The sequence below is a fragment of the Oscillibacter hominis genome, assembly GCF_014334055.1.
Classification (GTDB): Bacteria; Bacillota; Clostridia; order Oscillospirales; family Oscillospiraceae; genus Oscillibacter; species Oscillibacter hominis.
This window is the reverse complement of record NZ_CP060490.1, coordinates 1,230,265-1,245,523: the sequence shown is the minus strand read 5'-3', so window position 1 is coordinate 1,245,523 and position 15,259 is coordinate 1,230,265. Positions and strand designations below refer to the sequence as shown.

Annotated in this window: 15 protein-coding genes; 12 read left to right on the top strand and 3 right to left on the bottom strand. The window is 58.8% G+C overall.

Going from position 1 to position 15,259, the window contains the following annotated elements:
• The first annotated feature begins 4 nt into the window (after nt 1–4).
• The 9 genes from def (at nt 5) to H8790_RS06215 (ending at nt 9,952) form a co-directional block, all read left to right on the top strand.
• Nucleotides 5–502: a peptide deformylase gene (gene def / locus H8790_RS06255; RefSeq protein WP_187334026.1), complete on the top strand. Its 498-nt coding sequence runs from the start codon at nt 5–7 to the stop codon at nt 500–502.
• A complete protein-coding gene (gene fmt / locus H8790_RS06250; protein ID WP_187334025.1) occupies nt 499–1,413 on the top strand; it encodes a methionyl-tRNA formyltransferase in 915 nt (304 codons plus the stop codon). The genes def and fmt overlap by 4 nt, the downstream gene beginning before the upstream one ends.
• A gap of 10 nt (nt 1,414–1,423) precedes the next feature.
• Nucleotides 1,424–2,155 (top strand): zinc metallopeptidase, encoded by a 732-nt coding sequence (locus tag H8790_RS06245; protein WP_187334024.1) that lies wholly within the window; start codon nt 1,424–1,426, stop codon nt 2,153–2,155.
• Nucleotides 2,152–3,474, top strand: coding sequence for a 16S rRNA (cytosine(967)-C(5))-methyltransferase RsmB (gene rsmB, locus H8790_RS06240; RefSeq protein WP_187334023.1), 1,323 nt, complete (start codon nt 2,152–2,154; stop codon nt 3,472–3,474). The genes H8790_RS06245 and rsmB overlap by 4 nt, the downstream gene beginning before the upstream one ends.
• Nucleotides 3,467–4,498, top strand: coding sequence for a 23S rRNA (adenine(2503)-C(2))-methyltransferase RlmN (gene rlmN / locus H8790_RS06235; RefSeq protein ID WP_187334022.1), 1,032 nt, complete (start codon nt 3,467–3,469; stop codon nt 4,496–4,498). The genes rsmB and rlmN overlap by 8 nt, the downstream gene beginning before the upstream one ends.
• Entirely contained in the window at nt 4,495–5,223 is a 729-nt protein-coding gene (locus tag H8790_RS06230) for a Stp1/IreP family PP2C-type Ser/Thr phosphatase (RefSeq protein ID WP_187334021.1), read from the top strand. The genes rlmN and H8790_RS06230 overlap by 4 nt, the downstream gene beginning before the upstream one ends.
• Nucleotides 5,224–5,240: 17 nt before the next feature.
• On the top strand, nt 5,241–7,172 hold the full coding sequence (gene pknB / locus H8790_RS06225; RefSeq protein WP_187334020.1) for a Stk1 family PASTA domain-containing Ser/Thr kinase: 1,932 nt from the start codon (nt 5,241–5,243) through the stop codon (nt 7,170–7,172).
• On the top strand, nt 7,169–8,047 hold the full coding sequence (gene rsgA / locus H8790_RS06220) for a ribosome small subunit-dependent GTPase A (protein WP_187334019.1): 879 nt from the start codon (nt 7,169–7,171) through the stop codon (nt 8,045–8,047). Before pknB ends, rsgA begins: the two co-directional genes overlap by 4 nt.
• A gap of 393 nt (nt 8,048–8,440) precedes the next feature.
• Nucleotides 8,441–9,952, top strand: a complete 1,512-nt coding sequence (locus tag H8790_RS06215) for a DUF3794 domain-containing protein (RefSeq protein ID WP_187334018.1) — start codon at nt 8,441–8,443, stop codon at nt 9,950–9,952.
• Nucleotides 9,953–9,993: 41 nt separating this feature from the next.
• On the opposite strand, the gene H8790_RS06210 is transcribed toward H8790_RS06215, so the two are convergent.
• The 3 genes from H8790_RS06210 to H8790_RS06200 form a co-directional block, all read right to left on the bottom strand.
• Nucleotides 9,994–10,752, bottom strand: a complete 759-nt coding sequence (locus H8790_RS06210; RefSeq protein WP_187334017.1) for an amino acid ABC transporter ATP-binding protein — start codon at nt 10,750–10,752, stop codon at nt 9,994–9,996.
• A 12-nt stretch (nt 10,753–10,764) separates the two neighbouring features.
• Nucleotides 10,765–11,490 carry an amino acid ABC transporter permease gene (locus tag H8790_RS06205; RefSeq protein ID WP_187334016.1) on the bottom strand — a complete coding sequence of 242 codons (726 nt, stop codon included), beginning with the start codon at nt 11,488–11,490 and terminating at the stop codon, nt 10,765–10,767.
• A 76-nt stretch (nt 11,491–11,566) separates the two neighbouring features.
• The gene (locus H8790_RS06200; protein ID WP_404821715.1) at nt 11,567–12,466 is read right to left on the bottom strand and encodes an amino acid ABC transporter substrate-binding protein; all 900 of its coding nucleotides are present in this window, start codon (nt 12,464–12,466) and stop codon (nt 11,567–11,569) included.
• Nucleotides 12,467–12,707: 241 nt separating this feature from the next.
• On the opposite strand from H8790_RS06200, the gene spoIVA reads away from it, so the two are divergent.
• The 3 genes from spoIVA to H8790_RS06185 all read left to right on the top strand — a co-directional run bounded on the left by spoIVA (nt 12,708) and on the right by H8790_RS06185 (nt 15,244).
• Nucleotides 12,708–14,186 (top strand): stage IV sporulation protein A, encoded by a 1,479-nt coding sequence (gene spoIVA / locus H8790_RS06195; RefSeq protein WP_187334014.1) that lies wholly within the window; start codon nt 12,708–12,710, stop codon nt 14,184–14,186.
• A gap of 111 nt (nt 14,187–14,297) precedes the next feature.
• On the top strand, nt 14,298–15,083 hold the full coding sequence (locus H8790_RS06190; protein ID WP_187334013.1) for a type III pantothenate kinase: 786 nt from the start codon (nt 14,298–14,300) through the stop codon (nt 15,081–15,083).
• Nucleotides 15,080–15,244 carry a hypothetical protein gene (locus tag H8790_RS06185; protein WP_187334012.1) on the top strand — a complete coding sequence of 55 codons (165 nt, stop codon included), beginning with the start codon at nt 15,080–15,082 and terminating at the stop codon, nt 15,242–15,244. Before H8790_RS06190 ends, H8790_RS06185 begins: the two co-directional genes overlap by 4 nt.
• Nucleotides 15,245–15,259: the final 15 nt, after the last annotated feature.

The following is a 15,259-nucleotide window of genomic DNA, read 5'->3' as shown; positions in this document are numbered from 1 at the left end:
CAGTATGGCTTTGAGAAAGATTGTGGAAAAGGGCGATGAGTGTCTGAATAAGGTCTGCCGCCCGGTGACAGACTTCAACCAGAGGCTGCATACCCTGTTGGATGATATGGCGGAAACGCTGCGCGACGCCAACGGCGCGGGCCTGGCCGCCCCGCAGGTAGGCGTGCTGCGCCGGGTCTGCATCGTGATTGACGACGAAGGGGAGGTCATTGAGCTGATCAACCCGGAGATCGTCTTTAGCAGCGGTGAGCAGACCGGCTTGGAGGGCTGCCTCAGCGTCCCCGGCAAGTGGGGGATCGTGACCCGGCCCAACGTGGTCCGGGTACGCGCCTGCGACAGGAACGGCGCCCCGTTTGAAACGGAGGGGGAGGGGCTGACCGCCCGGGCATTTTGCCATGAGCTGGAGCACCTGGACGGCCATCTGTTTACGGAGCATGTGGACCACTTCCTGACGGAGGAGGAGCTGCAGGAGTATCTGGAAGAAGAGGAAGCAGACGAATGAGAATTCTGTTCATGGGAACCCCGGAGTTTGCGGTGGCGTCCCTGCGCCGTCTGGTGGAGGATGGACACGAGCTCTGCGGCGTGTTCACCCAGCCGGATAAGCCCAAAAACCGGGGTATGAAAATGACCTTTTCACCAGTGAAGGAGTATGCGGTTTCCCAGAACCTCCCGGTTTATCAGCCTCTTAAGATGAAGGACGGCACGGCGCTGAAGACTGTGCGGGAGCTGCAGCCTGAACTCATTGTGGTGGCAGCCTACGGCAGGATTTTGCCGGAGGACATCCTGAACGTGCCGCCCTACGGTTCCATCAACGTCCACTCCTCGCTGCTGCCCAAGTACCGGGGCGCGGCTCCCATCAACTGGGCCATCCTGAACGGAGAGGCAGAGACCGGCGTGTCCATCATGTATATGGCCAAGGAGTTGGACGCCGGTGATGTGATCTCCCAGGTTACCACGCCCATTGGGCCTGAGGAAAACGCCCAGGAGCTGACCGCACGGCTGGCGGAATTAGGGGCGGAAGCCCTCTCCAGTGCGGTTTCTGCCCTGAAAAGCGGCACAGCCCGGCGCACGCCCCAGGATCACTCCGCTTTTACCTACGCACCCATGCTCTCCCGGGAGCTCTCTCCCGTGGACTGGAGCCGGGGGAGCGGGCAGATCATCAACCAGATCCGGGGACTGATTCCCTGGCCCTGCGCGGTGGCCCAGATCGGGGAGACGAAATTTAAGCTGTTTCATGCGGCGGCAGGCGGCAATACCTCCGCCGCTCCCGGCACAGTGCTGTCCGCCGGGAAGCAGGGGATTGAAATTGCCTGCGGAGATGGGAAAAGCCTTTTGATCCAGGAGCTGCAGGCTGAGGGCGGCAAGCGGATGTCTGCCGCCGACTATCTGAGAGGACATCCTCTCAATGTTTGAGTGAGGGTTTATGTATCACGACTATGCCTATTTCTTTGCCCAGAACGTCTATTGGGTTTTGCTGATTCCTGTGCTGATCCTGTCCCTCTGGGCCCAGGCCCAGGTTTCCGGCTCCTTCCGGCGCTACAGTGCCCGCAACAACAGCCGCCGCCTCACCGGCGCGGAAGCCGCGCAGCGGGTGCTTCGCTCCCACGGGGTGATGGATGTGCCGGTGCGCTGCGTCCGGGGCGAGCTGACGGATCACTATGATCCCAGGGACAACACCATCTATCTCTCGGAATCTGTGTTCAACGCCCCGACCATTGCGGCGGTGGGCGTTGCCGCCCACGAGGCCGGCCATGCGGTGCAGTATGCGGAGGGGTACGCCCCGGTCCGGCTGCGCCAGGCCATTGTCCCGGCCACCAGGATCGGCTCCCAGTTTTCTTTCGTCCTGTTGTTTCTGGGGATTTTCCTCTACAGCCAGCCCTTTTTCCTTGTCGGCATTGTCCTCTTCTCCCTGACCACGCTCTTCCAGCTGGTTACGCTGCCCGTGGAGTTCAACGCCTCCCGCCGGGCCATAGAGACCATCGAGGGAGAGCGCCTTCTGGATGAAGAGGAGATTGGCGGAGCGAAGAAGGTCCTTCGGGCCGCGGCCCTCACGTATGTGGCCGCGCTGCTGATGTCGCTGCTGCAGCTGCTGCGCTATCTGCTGATCTTCCTCAGCCGCAGCGGAGGCAACCGGAGGGGAGGAGGCAGCCGATGAGGGCCTCTGCCCGTGAGACGGCGCTTCAGGTGCTGACCGCCTGCCGCCAGGGCGGCGCATGGGCTGACGGTGCGCTGAAGAGCGCCATCGGCAAAGACCGGCTCAATGGCCCTGACGCCAAGCTGGCCACCCACATTGTCTACGGTGTGATGCAGAACCGGATCCTCCTGGACAGGTATCTGGGCCAATACTGCTCCCAAAGGCCGGAACAGTTGGAGCCTATTCTTTTGGACATCCTCCGCATCGGGGCCTATCAGATCCTCTTCCTGGACCGGATTCCGGACAGCGCCGCGGTCAATGAATCCGTGGAGCTATCAAAGGCCCACGGAAAAGCCCGGGCAGCCGGCCTGGTCAACGCTGTGCTGCGGAAGATTTCCCGGGAAAAGGACAAGCCTCTGGAGCTGCCCGAATCCCAGGAAGAGCGGCTGAGCGTCTGCTACAGCCACCCCAAATGGCTGGTGGAGCGACTGATCGCGCTCTTGGGAGCGGAGGAGGCGGAAGACTTTTTAAAGGAAAATAACCGTCCCGCTCCGCTGACCGTCCAGGCCAATACGCTGAAGACCTCCGCAGAGGAGCTGATGGACGCTCTGAAGGCGGAAGGCGTGGAGGCGGAACATCACCCCTGGCTCTCCCACTGCCTCATCCTCTCCGGGACAGGGAACCTGGCGTCTCTGGCCGCCTTTGCCGACGGGGGATTCTGGGTTCAGGACGCCGGTGCCAAATTGGCGGTTCTGGCGGCCCAGCCCCATGGGACAGTGATCGACGTGTGCGCCGCACCCGGCGGAAAGTCCTTTGCCGCAGCGGCTTTGATGGAAGGGAAGGGGCGCATCTTCTCCTGCGACATCCATGCCCACAAGCTGAAACTGATGGAGGCCGGGGCAAAGCGCCTGGGTATTGAGAATATGGAGCCCATGCTGCAGGACGGACGTGTGTTCAGGGAGGACTGGCTGGAAGCTGCGGACGTCGTTATGGTGGACGCGCCCTGCTCCGGACTGGGGATCATTCGCAAAAAGCCGGACATCCGCTATAAAAACCCGGCGGACCTCTCCGGACTGCCCCAGATCCAGCGCGCCATCTTGGAAAACGCCGCCCGGTACGTGAAGGTGGGCGGCACTCTGGTCTACTCTACCTGCACCATCCTCCCGGAAGAAAACGAAGGGGTGACGGACGTCTTTTTGAGCGCCCATCCCCAGTTTTCCAAAGAGCCGTTTTCCCTGCCGCTGGGCCGGGCGGAGACAGGAGAACTGACCCTATGGCCCCAGCGCCACGGGACCGACGGGTTTTACATCTGCCGTATGAGAAGGACTGACCATGATTGACATCAAATCCATGACGCTCGATGAGCTGACCGATTCGCTTCGGCAGCGGGGAGAGCCTGCCTTCCGGGGAAAGCAGGTGTTCACCTGGCTCCACCGGGGCGTCACCTCCTTTGATGAGATGACCAATCTCTCCAAAGCGCTGCGGGAAAAGCTGAAGGAGGAGTATTTGCTCACTGTGCCCCAGGTGGCCCGGAAGCAGGTTTCAGCTCAGGACGGCACCATCAAATACCTCTGGGAATTAGGGGACGGCAACTGCATCGAGTCCGTCCTCATGCAGTATCATCATGGGAACACCGTCTGCATCTCCTCCCAGGTCGGCTGCCGGATGGGCTGCGCTTTCTGCGCCTCCACAATTGCTGGCAAGGTAAGAGACTTAACACCATCCGAACTCTTGGACCAGGTGATTTTCACCCAAAAGGACTCGGGTTTGAGTGTGTCCAACATTGTGCTGATGGGCATTGGCGAGCCGCTGGACAACTTAGACCATGTGCTGCGGTTTTTGGAGCTGGTCAATCACCCGGATGGCCTGAACATCGGGATGCGCCACATCTCCCTGTCCACCTGCGGGATCATCCCCGGCATTGACAGATTATCGGATTTGGGATTACAATTGACGTTATCGGTTTCCCTGCACGCGCCGGACAGCGAGACCCGCTCCCGGATCATGCCGGTGAACCGGGCGTACGATGTGGACCGGCTCTTTGATGCCTGCCACCGCTATTTCAAAAAGACGGGCCGGCGTATTTCTTTTGAATACGCCATGATCGACGGCGTCAACGACAACGACTATCAGGCGGACCTGATTGCAAAAAAAATCCGCGGCATGCCGGGACATGTGAACCTGATCCCGCTCAACGACGTGGTGGAAAGCCCTTTGAAGCCCAGCCGGAGGATTGCCGCGTTTCAAAAGCGGCTGGAGTCCCATGGAATCACGGCAACCGTGCGGCGCAGTTTGGGCGGCGACATCGACGCTTCTTGCGGGCAGCTCCGTAGAAAGGCCATGGAGGAGGAGCATCAACAATGAAAGTTTGGGGCATTACAGATGTGGGCCTGGTCCGAAAGGAAAACCAGGACGCCTATGCCATTGCGGAGGAGCCCACCACCGTCTGCGTGGTCTGCGACGGAATGGGCGGAACCAACGGCGGACGGCTGGCCAGCAGCATCGCCGTGTCTACATACGTGGCGGAGCTGAAGAAGGTGCTGCGTGAGGACATGACGCCGGAGCAGCTGCGGGAGGCATCCTCCTATGCCGTCTCCCTGGCAAACGACGAGGTGCGCCGGGCGGCCCAGCAGTCGGAGGAATACCGCAGCATGGGCACCACGCTGGTCTCCGCCATCGCCTATCCGGGCGGGGTGGTGGTCAGCAACGTGGGAGACAGCCGGGCCTATCACATCACCGAGGACGGCATCCAGCGCATCACCCGGGACCATTCCCTGGTGGAGAACATGGTGGAGCGCGGGGACATCACCGAGGAGGAGGCCCGCCGCCACCCCAACAAAAACCTGATTACCCGGGCGCTGGGGCCGGATATGACCACCATCTGCGACGGCTTCATCTGCCCCTTGGAAAAAAATGACTTTGTGCTGCTCTGTTCCGATGGTCTGGTGGACACGGTCACCGACCAGGAGATGCTTTTTGAAGTCATTCACAGTGAGGATGTGGACTCGTGTCTGAACCGGCTGCTGGAAATCTCCAAGAGCCAGGGTGCGCCGGACAACGTGACCATTGTCCTGATGCAGAACAACTGAGAAAGGTAGGAACTGGAATGGATCAGTATATCGGACAGATGCTGGATAACCGCTATGAGATTTTGGAGCGGATCGGCACCGGCGGTATGGCTGTTGTCTATAAGGCAAAATGCCATCGCCTGAACCGCCTGGTTGCGGTGAAAATCCTGAAAAGTGATCTGACCGGGGACGCGGACTTCCGCCGCAGATTCCACGACGAATCCCAGGCCGTTGCCATGCTTTCCCATCCCAATATTGTCTCTGTCTACGACGTCTCCCGGGGCGGTGATGTGGAATACATTGTCATGGAGCTGATTGACGGAATTACGCTCAAGCAGTACATGGAGCGGCGCGGTCAGCTGAACTGGCGGGAGTCGCTGCACTTTATGATCCAGATCATGAAAGGCCTGAGCCACGCCCACAGCCGTGGGATTGTCCACCGGGACATCAAGCCACAGAATATCATGGTGCTGCGGGACGGCAGCGTCAAGGTGACGGATTTCGGTATTGCCTGCCTGGAAAATTCGGCGCAGACCCTGACCCAGGAGGCGCTGGGATCGGTGCACTACATTTCGCCGGAGCAGGCCCGGGGCGACCGCACGGACGCCCGGTCCGACATTTACTCCGCTGGCGTGGTGTTTTACGAGATGCTGACGGGGCGGCTGCCATTTGAAGGCGATTCCGCTGTCTCCGTTGCCATTCAGCATCTCTCCTCCATCCCGCTTCCACCCCGGGAGATCAACCCGGATATCCCGGAACAGCTGGAACTGATCTGCATGCGGGCCATGGCGCCCGACATCCAGAAGCGCTATCCCACCGCTGACGCTATGGTGGCTGACTTAGATGCGTTCCGCAAGAATCCGGAGGTGGACTTGGAGTATAACCTTAGGGACTTACAGCCCGAGGAACCCGACGAGCCCACCCGGTACATCCGCCCGGTCACCGATGCCGCCCGGCGGCAGGAGCGCCATTCCCCTGCGCCCATTCGCCAGGAGCAGCACAAAAGGGGAGACGGCAAGCGGATCGGAATCATTGTGGGGGCGTTTGCCGCTGCCCTGGTGCTGATTGTGCTGCTGTTCCGTTTCATCTTGAACTCCTTCAGCGGCCCGGTTACAGTGGACTACACGGTTCCCGCCCTCCTGGGCTACACGGTGGAGCAGGCGTCCGAGCTGGAGAGTGTCAAGGATATCTTTGAAATCCAGGTCAAGGGCTATAAAAACAGCAGCGAATATGAAGCAGGTGAGATCATCTCCCAGGACCCCACCGCCGAGAGCATCAAAAAGTCCACGGACGGAGAGCTGATCCCGATCAGCGTCTATGTCAGTGAGGGTGAAAATACCGCCGTGATGCCCGATCTGGTCAACAACGAATACCGGGCGGCCACCATCAAGCTGCAAAAGAGCAATTTGGGCATTGAAGTGAGCGTTGCAGAGCCCATTGAAGAGTTTTCTGACATCTATGCGCCTGGTTATGTGATCTCCACGGACCCGGTGAAGGATACGGTGCTCCACGAGGGCGATGTGATTACCCTGACCATCAGCAAGGGCGCCGAGGTCCAGCCGGTCACTGTGCCCTCCTTCCTGAACAGCCACATTGACAAGGCCAAAGAGCTTCTGGATCAGCTGGGATTGAAATGCGGCAGGGTGGACGAGGTGGAGAGCGATCTTCCCAAAGGGTATGTGGTCTACCAGGATGTGGAGGCCCTGTCCAGCGTGGACCCAGGCACCACCATCAATTTTGAGATCAGCCGGGGCGAGACAGTCACCTCCCAGCAGATTTCCATCAACCTGCCTCAGGACCGGGATACGGTCACCATCGTCATTGAGCAGGACGGGCAGGAGGTCTGCAACAAGGTGGTGAGCTGTTCCATGGGCACCTATACGTATGAACTTCAGGGCAGCGGGACCAGCACAGTAGACATCTACTTTGACGGTGTCCTGTCCGACAGCAGGGAGATTACGTTCAATTGAGCAGAGGGCGCATTCAAAAGGCCCTGAGCGGCTTTTATTATGTAAATACAGGGACTCAGCTGCTCCAGTGCAGGGCCCGGGGCAAGTTCCGCAAGGAAGGCCTGAGCCCACTGGTTGGCGACTGGGTGGAGGTGCAGGAGCTGCCGGGCGGCCAGGGCTACGTGGAGCGGATCGAACCGCGCAAAAACCAGTTTGCCCGGCCGGCCGTGGCCAATATCGACCAGTTGGTCATCATCGCCTCCCATGCCATTCCCCAGACGGACCCCTACCTGATCGACCGGGTCTCGGCCATTGCGGTGCTGAAGGGCTGCGAGGTCTTGGTGTGCATCAACAAGACCGACCTGGACCCGGCAGACGACCTCTATGAGATCTACCGCAGCGCCGGCCTTCCGGTGCTGCGGGTCAGTGCGGAGAGCGGGGAAGGAATCAACCAGCTCACAGAAGCAATCGATGGAAAGCTATCTGCCTTTACAGGCAACTCCGGCGTAGGAAAATCCAGCATTTTAAACGCACTGGATCCGGAGTTCCATCTTCAGGTGGGGGAGGTCAGCCAGGCCTTGGGCCGCGGCCGCCACACCACCCGCCATGTGGAGCTCTACCATCTGGGGTGTGGGGCGGATGTGGTGGATTCCCCGGGCTTCTCCTCCTTTGACAGCGACGAGCTGAATCTGGAGCTGAAGCAGGAACTGCCCAATACCTTCCCGGAGTTTGCCCCTTATCTGGAACACTGCCGCTTTACCGGGTGCAGCCATACGAAGGAGAAGGGCTGCGCCGTGCTGGAGGCGGTCCGGGAGGGGAAGGTTCCCAAAAGCCGGCATGAGAGTTACCTGCGGCTATATGAAGAACTCAAGCCCCTGAAAGAGTGGGAAAAATAGCAGGAGGGCCCGCGGAATTTTTCCGCGGGCCCTTTCGTACCTTTTGCGTCTCCGCTGTATATACTGATAACAAACGAGAGAGGAGTGTGGGGGCGGAAATGTATGGCGGCGGCATTTGTTTTTTGGGGCTTTGCGCCCTGGCACTGGGGTTGGGAATATTGATTGCCGCTGTTTTCCCGGTGGGCTGTCTGATGTTTATCGTTGCCCTGCTCCTGATTGCCTGCGGAATTGGCTGTATGAGAAGAAGATAAGGAGGAACTGCATGAAAATCGTCGTTTGGAAATCGCCCAAATCTCTGTCCGGAATTCTGCGCCGTATTTTTAAGATCCACGAATAATCCTGTCCAGCCGCTCATATCTTTTCGATAGGAATTAGCGGCTGAGGAGGACAAATATGGAATTGAAAAAAGCTTGCCTGAACTGCTGGGAAGCAGGGGCGGATTTGACATTGACGCAAGAGGAAACCCTGGAGACGATTGTTCCGGACTACTGCCCGGACATTGCCCGCATCATCGACACGGCCGGGAAGGTTTTTCTGCACAGCCGCGAGCTGCGAGACGGCAAAATCCTGATTACCGGAACGGTGAAAGTAACAGTCCTTTACACTCCGGAAGACGATGGGGGCATCCGGTCCCTGGAATTTGCACTGCCCTTTACCACGGAGGGAGAAGGGATAGGAGAGCATCTGAGTGTCAAGACGGAGATTGAGTCCATTGAGACCCGCATGACCAATCCCCGCAAAGTGTTCACCAGGTGTCTGCTGTCCAGCCGTGTGTGCTGCTTCAGGAGGGCAGAGCGCCCCTATTGCAGTGATGTGGAAGCGGAGCCGGATCTGGGCATTGAGAAGCGGTTAGAGGAGGCCAAGGTGAATACGGTAACCGCCATCGCGGAGAAAGAATTCACCTTTTCCGATGAGCTGAACATCTCACCGGGAAAAAACCCGGCTGAGGAGATTTTGCTCTCCAGTGTCAGAGACTCGATCAGCGAGACGAAGATCGTTGGGAATAAGCTGATCATCAAAGGCCTCTTTACCATTTCCCTGCTTTGCTCCGCGGCGGAAAAGCAGTACTATTCCGCGGGAGGCGAACTGCCCTTCTCCCAGATCATTGAGCTGGAGGCTCCGGCCGAGGACTCCCTTTGCAGCGTTTCACTGCAGCTGACCGGCGCTGAATTCAAGATCGGGGAGGATGGCCACACCGTGACGGTGACGCTCTACCTCCACGCCCAGGCACAGCTCCGCGAGGAGCAGACGCTGACGCTGCTTTCAGACCTGTACAGCACGGCCCATGCCATGACCTATGACGCCGCGCCCATGGAGCTCTCCGACTACATAGACACGGTCTCCCGGCGGCAGACCGTCCGGGAGGTTTTGGAGATCGGCGTGGTGGCCAAGACCATTCTTGCCATCTCCGTCTCCTGCGGCGCTGTCACCCACTCCAGGGAGGGGGAGATCGTCACACTGCGGACCACAGCGTCCATCCATGCCCTCTATTTGGATGAGGGCGGGGTCCCGCTGGTCTCGGAGCGGCGGATGGAGGTCAACTGTCAGATGGAGTTCCCGGAGAACTGCCAGATCACGGCCCGGGCGGCCTGCCCGGAGGACGCCATGGGCAGCCTCTCCTCAGGCGGGATCGAAATCCGCTTCCCGGTGGATTTTTCCGCGGAGGCAGCTGTGCAGAAATCCTACAGTTGTGTCATGTCTGCAGACGTGGATCTGGAGGCCGCGCAGGAGGATACCAACCGGCCCTCCATCGTGCTGCGCTGCCTTGCTCCGTCGGAATCCCTGTGGGATCTTGCCAAGCGCTACCGCACCACCTGCGCCAATATTCTCAGCGCCAATGAACTGGAGGAGGGAACGGCCATCCCCTGTGACCGGCTGCTGCTGATCCCCAAAAAGCGTGTGTAGACAAAAAAGAGCAGTCCAATTCTGGACTGCTCTTTTTGGATTCAGTTGGCAAACCGGGAGAGAAACTGGCGGGTGCGTTCCTCCCTGGGGTTCCCGATAACCTCTCTTGGGTCGCCCTGTTCCACGATCACTCCGCCGTCCATGAAGATGACCCGGTCGGCCACATCCCTGGCAAAGGCCATCTCGTGGGTGACGATCACCATGGTCATATTCTCCTCGGCCAGCTGGCGGATGACCTTCAGAATCTCGCCGGTCAGCTCCGGGTCCAGGGCTGAGGTGGGCTCATCGAAAAAGAGAATCTCCGGATTCATGGCCAGGGCCCGGGCAATGGCCACGCGCTGCTGCTGTCCGCCGGAAAGCTGGCAGGGATAGGCCCCGGCCTTGTCCCCCAGGCCCATCTTCTGCAGGAGCTCCCTTGCTTCCTGCTCTACCTCCGCCTTATTCCGGCCGCCCACCGAGATCGGGGCGTCCATCAGGTTTTTCAGTACAGAGTAGTGGGGGAAGAGGTTGAAGTTCTGGAATACCAGGCCAAAGTAGCTGCGAATTTTTTTCAGGTCCCTGGCATATACGGATTTGCCGTTTTCGTCGTTCCAGGCGGCTTTTTCCCCCAGGTAGGAGAGCTCGCCGCTGTCCATCTGCGTCAGCAGCGTTGCACAGCGCAGCAGGGTGGATTTCCCTGAACCGGAGGGGCCGATGATGGCCACCACTTCACCCTTTTCCACGCTGATACTGATGTCTCTGAGCACTTCCAGCTGGCCGTCAAAGGTCTTCTGGACGCTTTTTAACTCCATTACATTCATATCAGATACTCCTCAGTTGTAATAGGAAAGGGTGCGCTCGATGCGCTCCATGATCCAGGCCACCACGCCATTGAAAATGAAGTAGAAGATACCGGCGACAAACAGGGGCATCACCGTGGTTTTGGCGGCTGCAATCTGCTTGGCGATGGTAAAGAGCTCCTGATAGGCAATGACAAAGGCCAATGAGGTGTCCTTCACCAGCGTGATGACCTCGTTGGTCACAGAGGGGAGGACCCGCTTGACCATCTGGGGCAGGATGATCTTCAGGAAGGTCTGGCTGCGGCTGTAGCCCAGCACCTGGGCCGCTTCGTTCTGGCCCACAGGGATGGACTGGATGCCGGAGCGGTAGATTTCCGCAAAATAGGCGGCGTAGTTGATGGTAAAGGCAATTACTGCGGCCAGGAGCCGGGAGTAGCCGGAGAGGTTCAGCCCGAAGAGATAGTATGGGCCAAAGTAGACCACCATCAGCTGCAGCATCAGCGGAGTGCCCCGTAAGATGGAGATAAAAAACTTGAAAACCAGTTGTACGGGCCGGAAACGGCGCAGGGCGGTGACCCACCGGCCCGCTTCCTGCCCGGCCTCCACTTTTCCGCAGCGGCGGAACGGCGCCCACTCTGAACGGCGTCCAAAGCACACCACCATGCCCAACGGCAGGGAAAACACCAGCGTCAGGACGAACAGCTGCACAGCGGCCCAAAGCCCGCCTGCCAGCTGTTGGACGATATTACCCAAATCCATGCTCTCTCTCCTTGCTGCGTTCACGAGAGGAACGGCGGGATGTTCCCGCCGTTCCTCTCGGAAGATATCTGTTATTTTACTCGCCGTAGCAGATCATGTCAACCAGTTCGGGAGCGTCATATGCCTCAGCGGCATTGGTGGCGATCTCCATGAAGGTGCCGTCTTCCCACATTTCATCCAGCGTGGCCTTCACCTGATCGGCCAGCTCGGTATTGCCCTTCTTGAAGCCGATGCCGTACTGCTCGGTGGAGAGGGGCTTTTCCAGCATGGTGAACACATCGCTGCCGCGGGTATTGAGCTGGTAATTGGCCACGCCGATGTCCACGGCGATGGCGTCGTCCACGCCGGATTCCAGGTTCATGAAAGCGGTATTGTAATCAGGCACCTGATCCAGGGCAGAGAAGGAGGCGGCCAGGGCCAGGTTCTCGTCGTTGCTGCCGTCGCCGGGATCGTCGGTCAAAGCGGTCAGGGCGGAGGAGCCGGACTGGGTGACCACCGGCTTGCCGGAGAGCTGGGAGGCTTCAGTGATGCCGGAGTCGGCACGGACCACAAACATGATGGAGTTGTTGACATAGGGCCCGACCCAGGTGTAGTCATCCTCACGGCCGGTCATGGTAAAACCGTTCCAGAGCACATCGATGTTTCCTGCATCCAGCTCCATATCCTTGGAGTCCCAATCGATGGGCTGGCGGACCAGCTCCCAGCCGTTGCGGTTGCAGACCTCCTGGGCGAGGTCCAGGTCAAAGCCTACGTAGCTGCCGTCATCGGCCTTAAAGCCGTAGGGGGGATATTCTGCGTCAAAACCCACAGTGAAGGTGGTGCGCTCGCCGCCCGCGGAGCTTCCCGCACCGCTTCCGGAGCCGCTGCCAGAAGACGCGCTGCCTCCGGAGGCGGAGGAACCGCTGCCGCCGCAGGCGCTCAGGCCAAGGATCAGTACCGCCGCCATAGTCATGGCCAGTATGTTCTTCTTGTTCATCATTCTTTCCTCCAATTCAATTCATTCAATGTAACTGCCTTGTCGTTTACTACATTAGCAGTTTACCATGATAAATCAATGATGTAAATAATCAAAAGTAGAAAAAACTTCATAAGGATTCCTTTTTCCTTTGTGCAGCTTTTACAAAGGCGTTTCGGATGACAAGGTTGGGAATACTTGGCCATATTGGTTCATAGAAATGTACCATGCAGAATGCAGCTGTGGAAAAGGACGGGATGATATGACAAATACGAGTATTTATCAAAATATCGCCACCCGCACCGGCGGAGATATTTATATTGGTGTGGTGGGGCCGGTACGCACTGGCAAGTCAACCTTTATCAAACGCTTTATGGAGACGCAGGTCATTCCCAATATTGAGAACGTCTATCGGAAAGAGCGGGCAAAGGATGAGCTGCCCCAGAGCGGGTCCGGCCGGACCATCATGACAGCGGAGCCGAAGTTCGTACCGGAGGAAGCGGTCCAGATCTCTTTGGAGGACGGCGCGGCTTTTTCCGTCCGACTGATCGACTGTGTGGGATATATGGTGAAGGGCGCCATTGGCCAGACGGAAAATGACGCGCCCCGCATGGTGACCACCCCCTGGTTCGACCATGAGATTCCCATGACCGAGGCGGCAGAGGTTGGAACCAGGAAGGTCATTGCGGAGCATTCCACCATTGGAATCGTCATCACTACTGACGGAACCATCTCCGAGATTCCAAGGGAGGATTACCTGGAGGCGGAGGAGCGGGTTATCCGGGAGCTTCAGGAGTTGGGGAAGCCCTTTATTGTGCTGCTCAACTCCTCTGAGCCCCGCTCTGACCGGGCCCAGGCCATCAGTAAGGATATCTCCTCCCGCTACGAGGTCAACTGCATTCCGGTGAACTGCCTGGAGCTGGAGGAAAACGACGTGTCGGCGCTGCTCAAGGCGGTGCTGTACGAATTCCCCATGCAGGAACTGGATTTGTTCCTGCCGCCCTGGGTGGATGCGCTGCCGGATGAACATCCCATTAAAAGCGGGCTGTACGCCTCCATCCGGGAGGCCACAGGGCAGATGCACCACATCCGCGAGGTGGATGCAGCCATCAAGACCATGGGGGCCTATGATGCCATTCAGGATGCCAGGATCCTCAGCATCCAGTTGGGAACCGGAATTGCCACCGCGGAGCTGCGGCTGCCCCGGGAACTTTTCTACCAGACCCTCTCAGAGCAGTCCGGCCTCCATGTGACGGACGACGGAGACCTGATGAGCCTGCTGACCCAGCTTGCCTCCATCAAGACCGAGTACGACAAGGTTGCGGGCGCACTGCGGGACGTGAAGGAAAAGGGCTACGGCATTGTGGTGCCGGGCATCGAGGAGCTGACGCTGGAAGAGCCGGAGATCGTCAAGCAGGGCGGCCGCTACGGCGTCCGGCTCCGCGCCAGCGCACCCTCCATCCACATGATCCGGGCTGACATTGAAACGGCGGTTTCGCCGATTGTGGGCAACGAGAAGCAGTCGGAGGACATGGTGAACTACCTCCTTCAGGAATTCGAGGGGGATACCAGCAAAATCTGGCAGTCCAACATCTTTGGGCGCAGTTTCCACGAGTTGGTCAACGAAGACCTTCAGACAAAGCTCAAGCGTATGCCGGAGGACGCCCAGCACAAGCTGCAGGAGACCCTACAGCGGATCATCAACGAAGGCAGCGGCGGTCTCATCTGCATCATCCTGTAAAAGAGCATATTGCTTTGAGCGCCGGCGTGCTAAGCACGCCGGCGCTTTTTCCTTGCGTGAAGGGGACAGGCGTGGTATGCTAAAGACAGTTTATAAAAGGGAGGAAGCAACATGCTTTTGGCTATTGACATAGGAAATTCCACCACATCCATCGGGCTGTTCGACCAGTTGAAGGAGCTGCGCTTCCTGGCCTCTTTGGATACGGACAGCAAAAAGACGGCGGACCAGATCAGCGTTGACCTCATGAACCTCTTTACCCTGTACCACTACTCCGTCTCCGATGTCACCGGGGCCATCTTCTGCAGTGTGGTGCCACCTATGAACTTCATGATGGAAAAGGCGCTGGCCCGGCTTCTGGGGAAGCCGCCCATGATGGTGGGGCCCGGCGTCAGGACGGGGCTGAATATCCGGATGGAAATCCACTCCCAATTAGGAGCCGACATTGTGGCGGACGCGGTCTCCGCCCTGGCAAAGTACCCGGTGCCCGCGGTGGTGATCGACATGGGAACCGCCACCACCATCGGCCTCATCTCCGCCGACAGGACCTATCAGGGCGGCTTGCTGCTGCCGGGTGTGCGCATCTCACTGGACGCCCTCTCCGACCACGCCGCCCAGCTGCCGGATATCTCCCTTCAGCACCCCAAGAGCCTCATCGGGAAAAACACGGAGGACTGCATGCGCTCCGGGATCGTCTACGGCACCGCCGCCATGATAGACGGCATCGTGCAGCGGATCGAAGAGCAGTTGGGCCAGCCGGTCACGGTTGTGGCAACCGGCGGCAATGCGCCCGTGATCGTGCGCTACTGCAAAACCGACATCATCTACGATAAATACCTGCTGATGGAGGGCCTATGGCAGATCTATCAGAAGAACAAGCAGGGAGGAGGGGAAGTATGAAACGGGCATTCATCTGCGCCCTGATCGTGATTGTGGCCGGTTACCTTGGCTGCATCCTTGACGTGGCGGGCTGCATGTTAGCCGTTGGGGCATCCATGACAGGCTGCATCATCTACGAGTTGGAGGACATCCGGACGGGACGGAAGCCGCTCTCTGAATAAAAAAGTCGCGCGGGA

What these genes read in the sequence shown, in the direction of transcription:
- def (WP_187334026.1), top strand. Translation starts at nt 5, where the DNA reads ATGGCTTTGAGAAAGATTGTGGAAAAGGGCGATGAGTGTCTGAATAAG.
- fmt (WP_187334025.1), top strand. Translation starts at nt 499, where the DNA reads ATGAGAATTCTGTTCATGGGAACCCCGGAGTTTGCGGTGGCGTCCCTG.
- H8790_RS06245 (WP_187334024.1), top strand. Translation starts at nt 1,424, where the DNA reads ATGTATCACGACTATGCCTATTTCTTTGCCCAGAACGTCTATTGGGTT.
- rsmB (WP_187334023.1), top strand. Translation starts at nt 2,152, where the DNA reads ATGAGGGCCTCTGCCCGTGAGACGGCGCTTCAGGTGCTGACCGCCTGC.
- rlmN (WP_187334022.1), top strand. Translation starts at nt 3,467, where the DNA reads ATGATTGACATCAAATCCATGACGCTCGATGAGCTGACCGATTCGCTT.
- H8790_RS06230 (WP_187334021.1), top strand. Translation starts at nt 4,495, where the DNA reads ATGAAAGTTTGGGGCATTACAGATGTGGGCCTGGTCCGAAAGGAAAAC.
- pknB (WP_187334020.1), top strand. Translation starts at nt 5,241, where the DNA reads ATGGATCAGTATATCGGACAGATGCTGGATAACCGCTATGAGATTTTG.
- H8790_RS06215 (WP_187334018.1), top strand. Translation starts at nt 8,441, where the DNA reads ATGGAATTGAAAAAAGCTTGCCTGAACTGCTGGGAAGCAGGGGCGGAT.
- H8790_RS06210 (WP_187334017.1), bottom strand. Translation starts at nt 10,752, where the DNA reads ATGAATGTAATGGAGTTAAAAAGCGTCCAGAAGACCTTTGACGGCCAG.
- H8790_RS06205 (WP_187334016.1), bottom strand. Translation starts at nt 11,490, where the DNA reads ATGGATTTGGGTAATATCGTCCAACAGCTGGCAGGCGGGCTTTGGGCC.
- H8790_RS06200 (WP_404821715.1), bottom strand. Translation starts at nt 12,466, where the DNA reads ATGAACAAGAAGAACATACTGGCCATGACTATGGCGGCGGTACTGATC.
- spoIVA (WP_187334014.1), top strand. Translation starts at nt 12,708, where the DNA reads ATGACAAATACGAGTATTTATCAAAATATCGCCACCCGCACCGGCGGA.
- H8790_RS06190 (WP_187334013.1), top strand. Translation starts at nt 14,298, where the DNA reads ATGCTTTTGGCTATTGACATAGGAAATTCCACCACATCCATCGGGCTG.
- H8790_RS06185 (WP_187334012.1), top strand. Translation starts at nt 15,080, where the DNA reads ATGAAACGGGCATTCATCTGCGCCCTGATCGTGATTGTGGCCGGTTAC.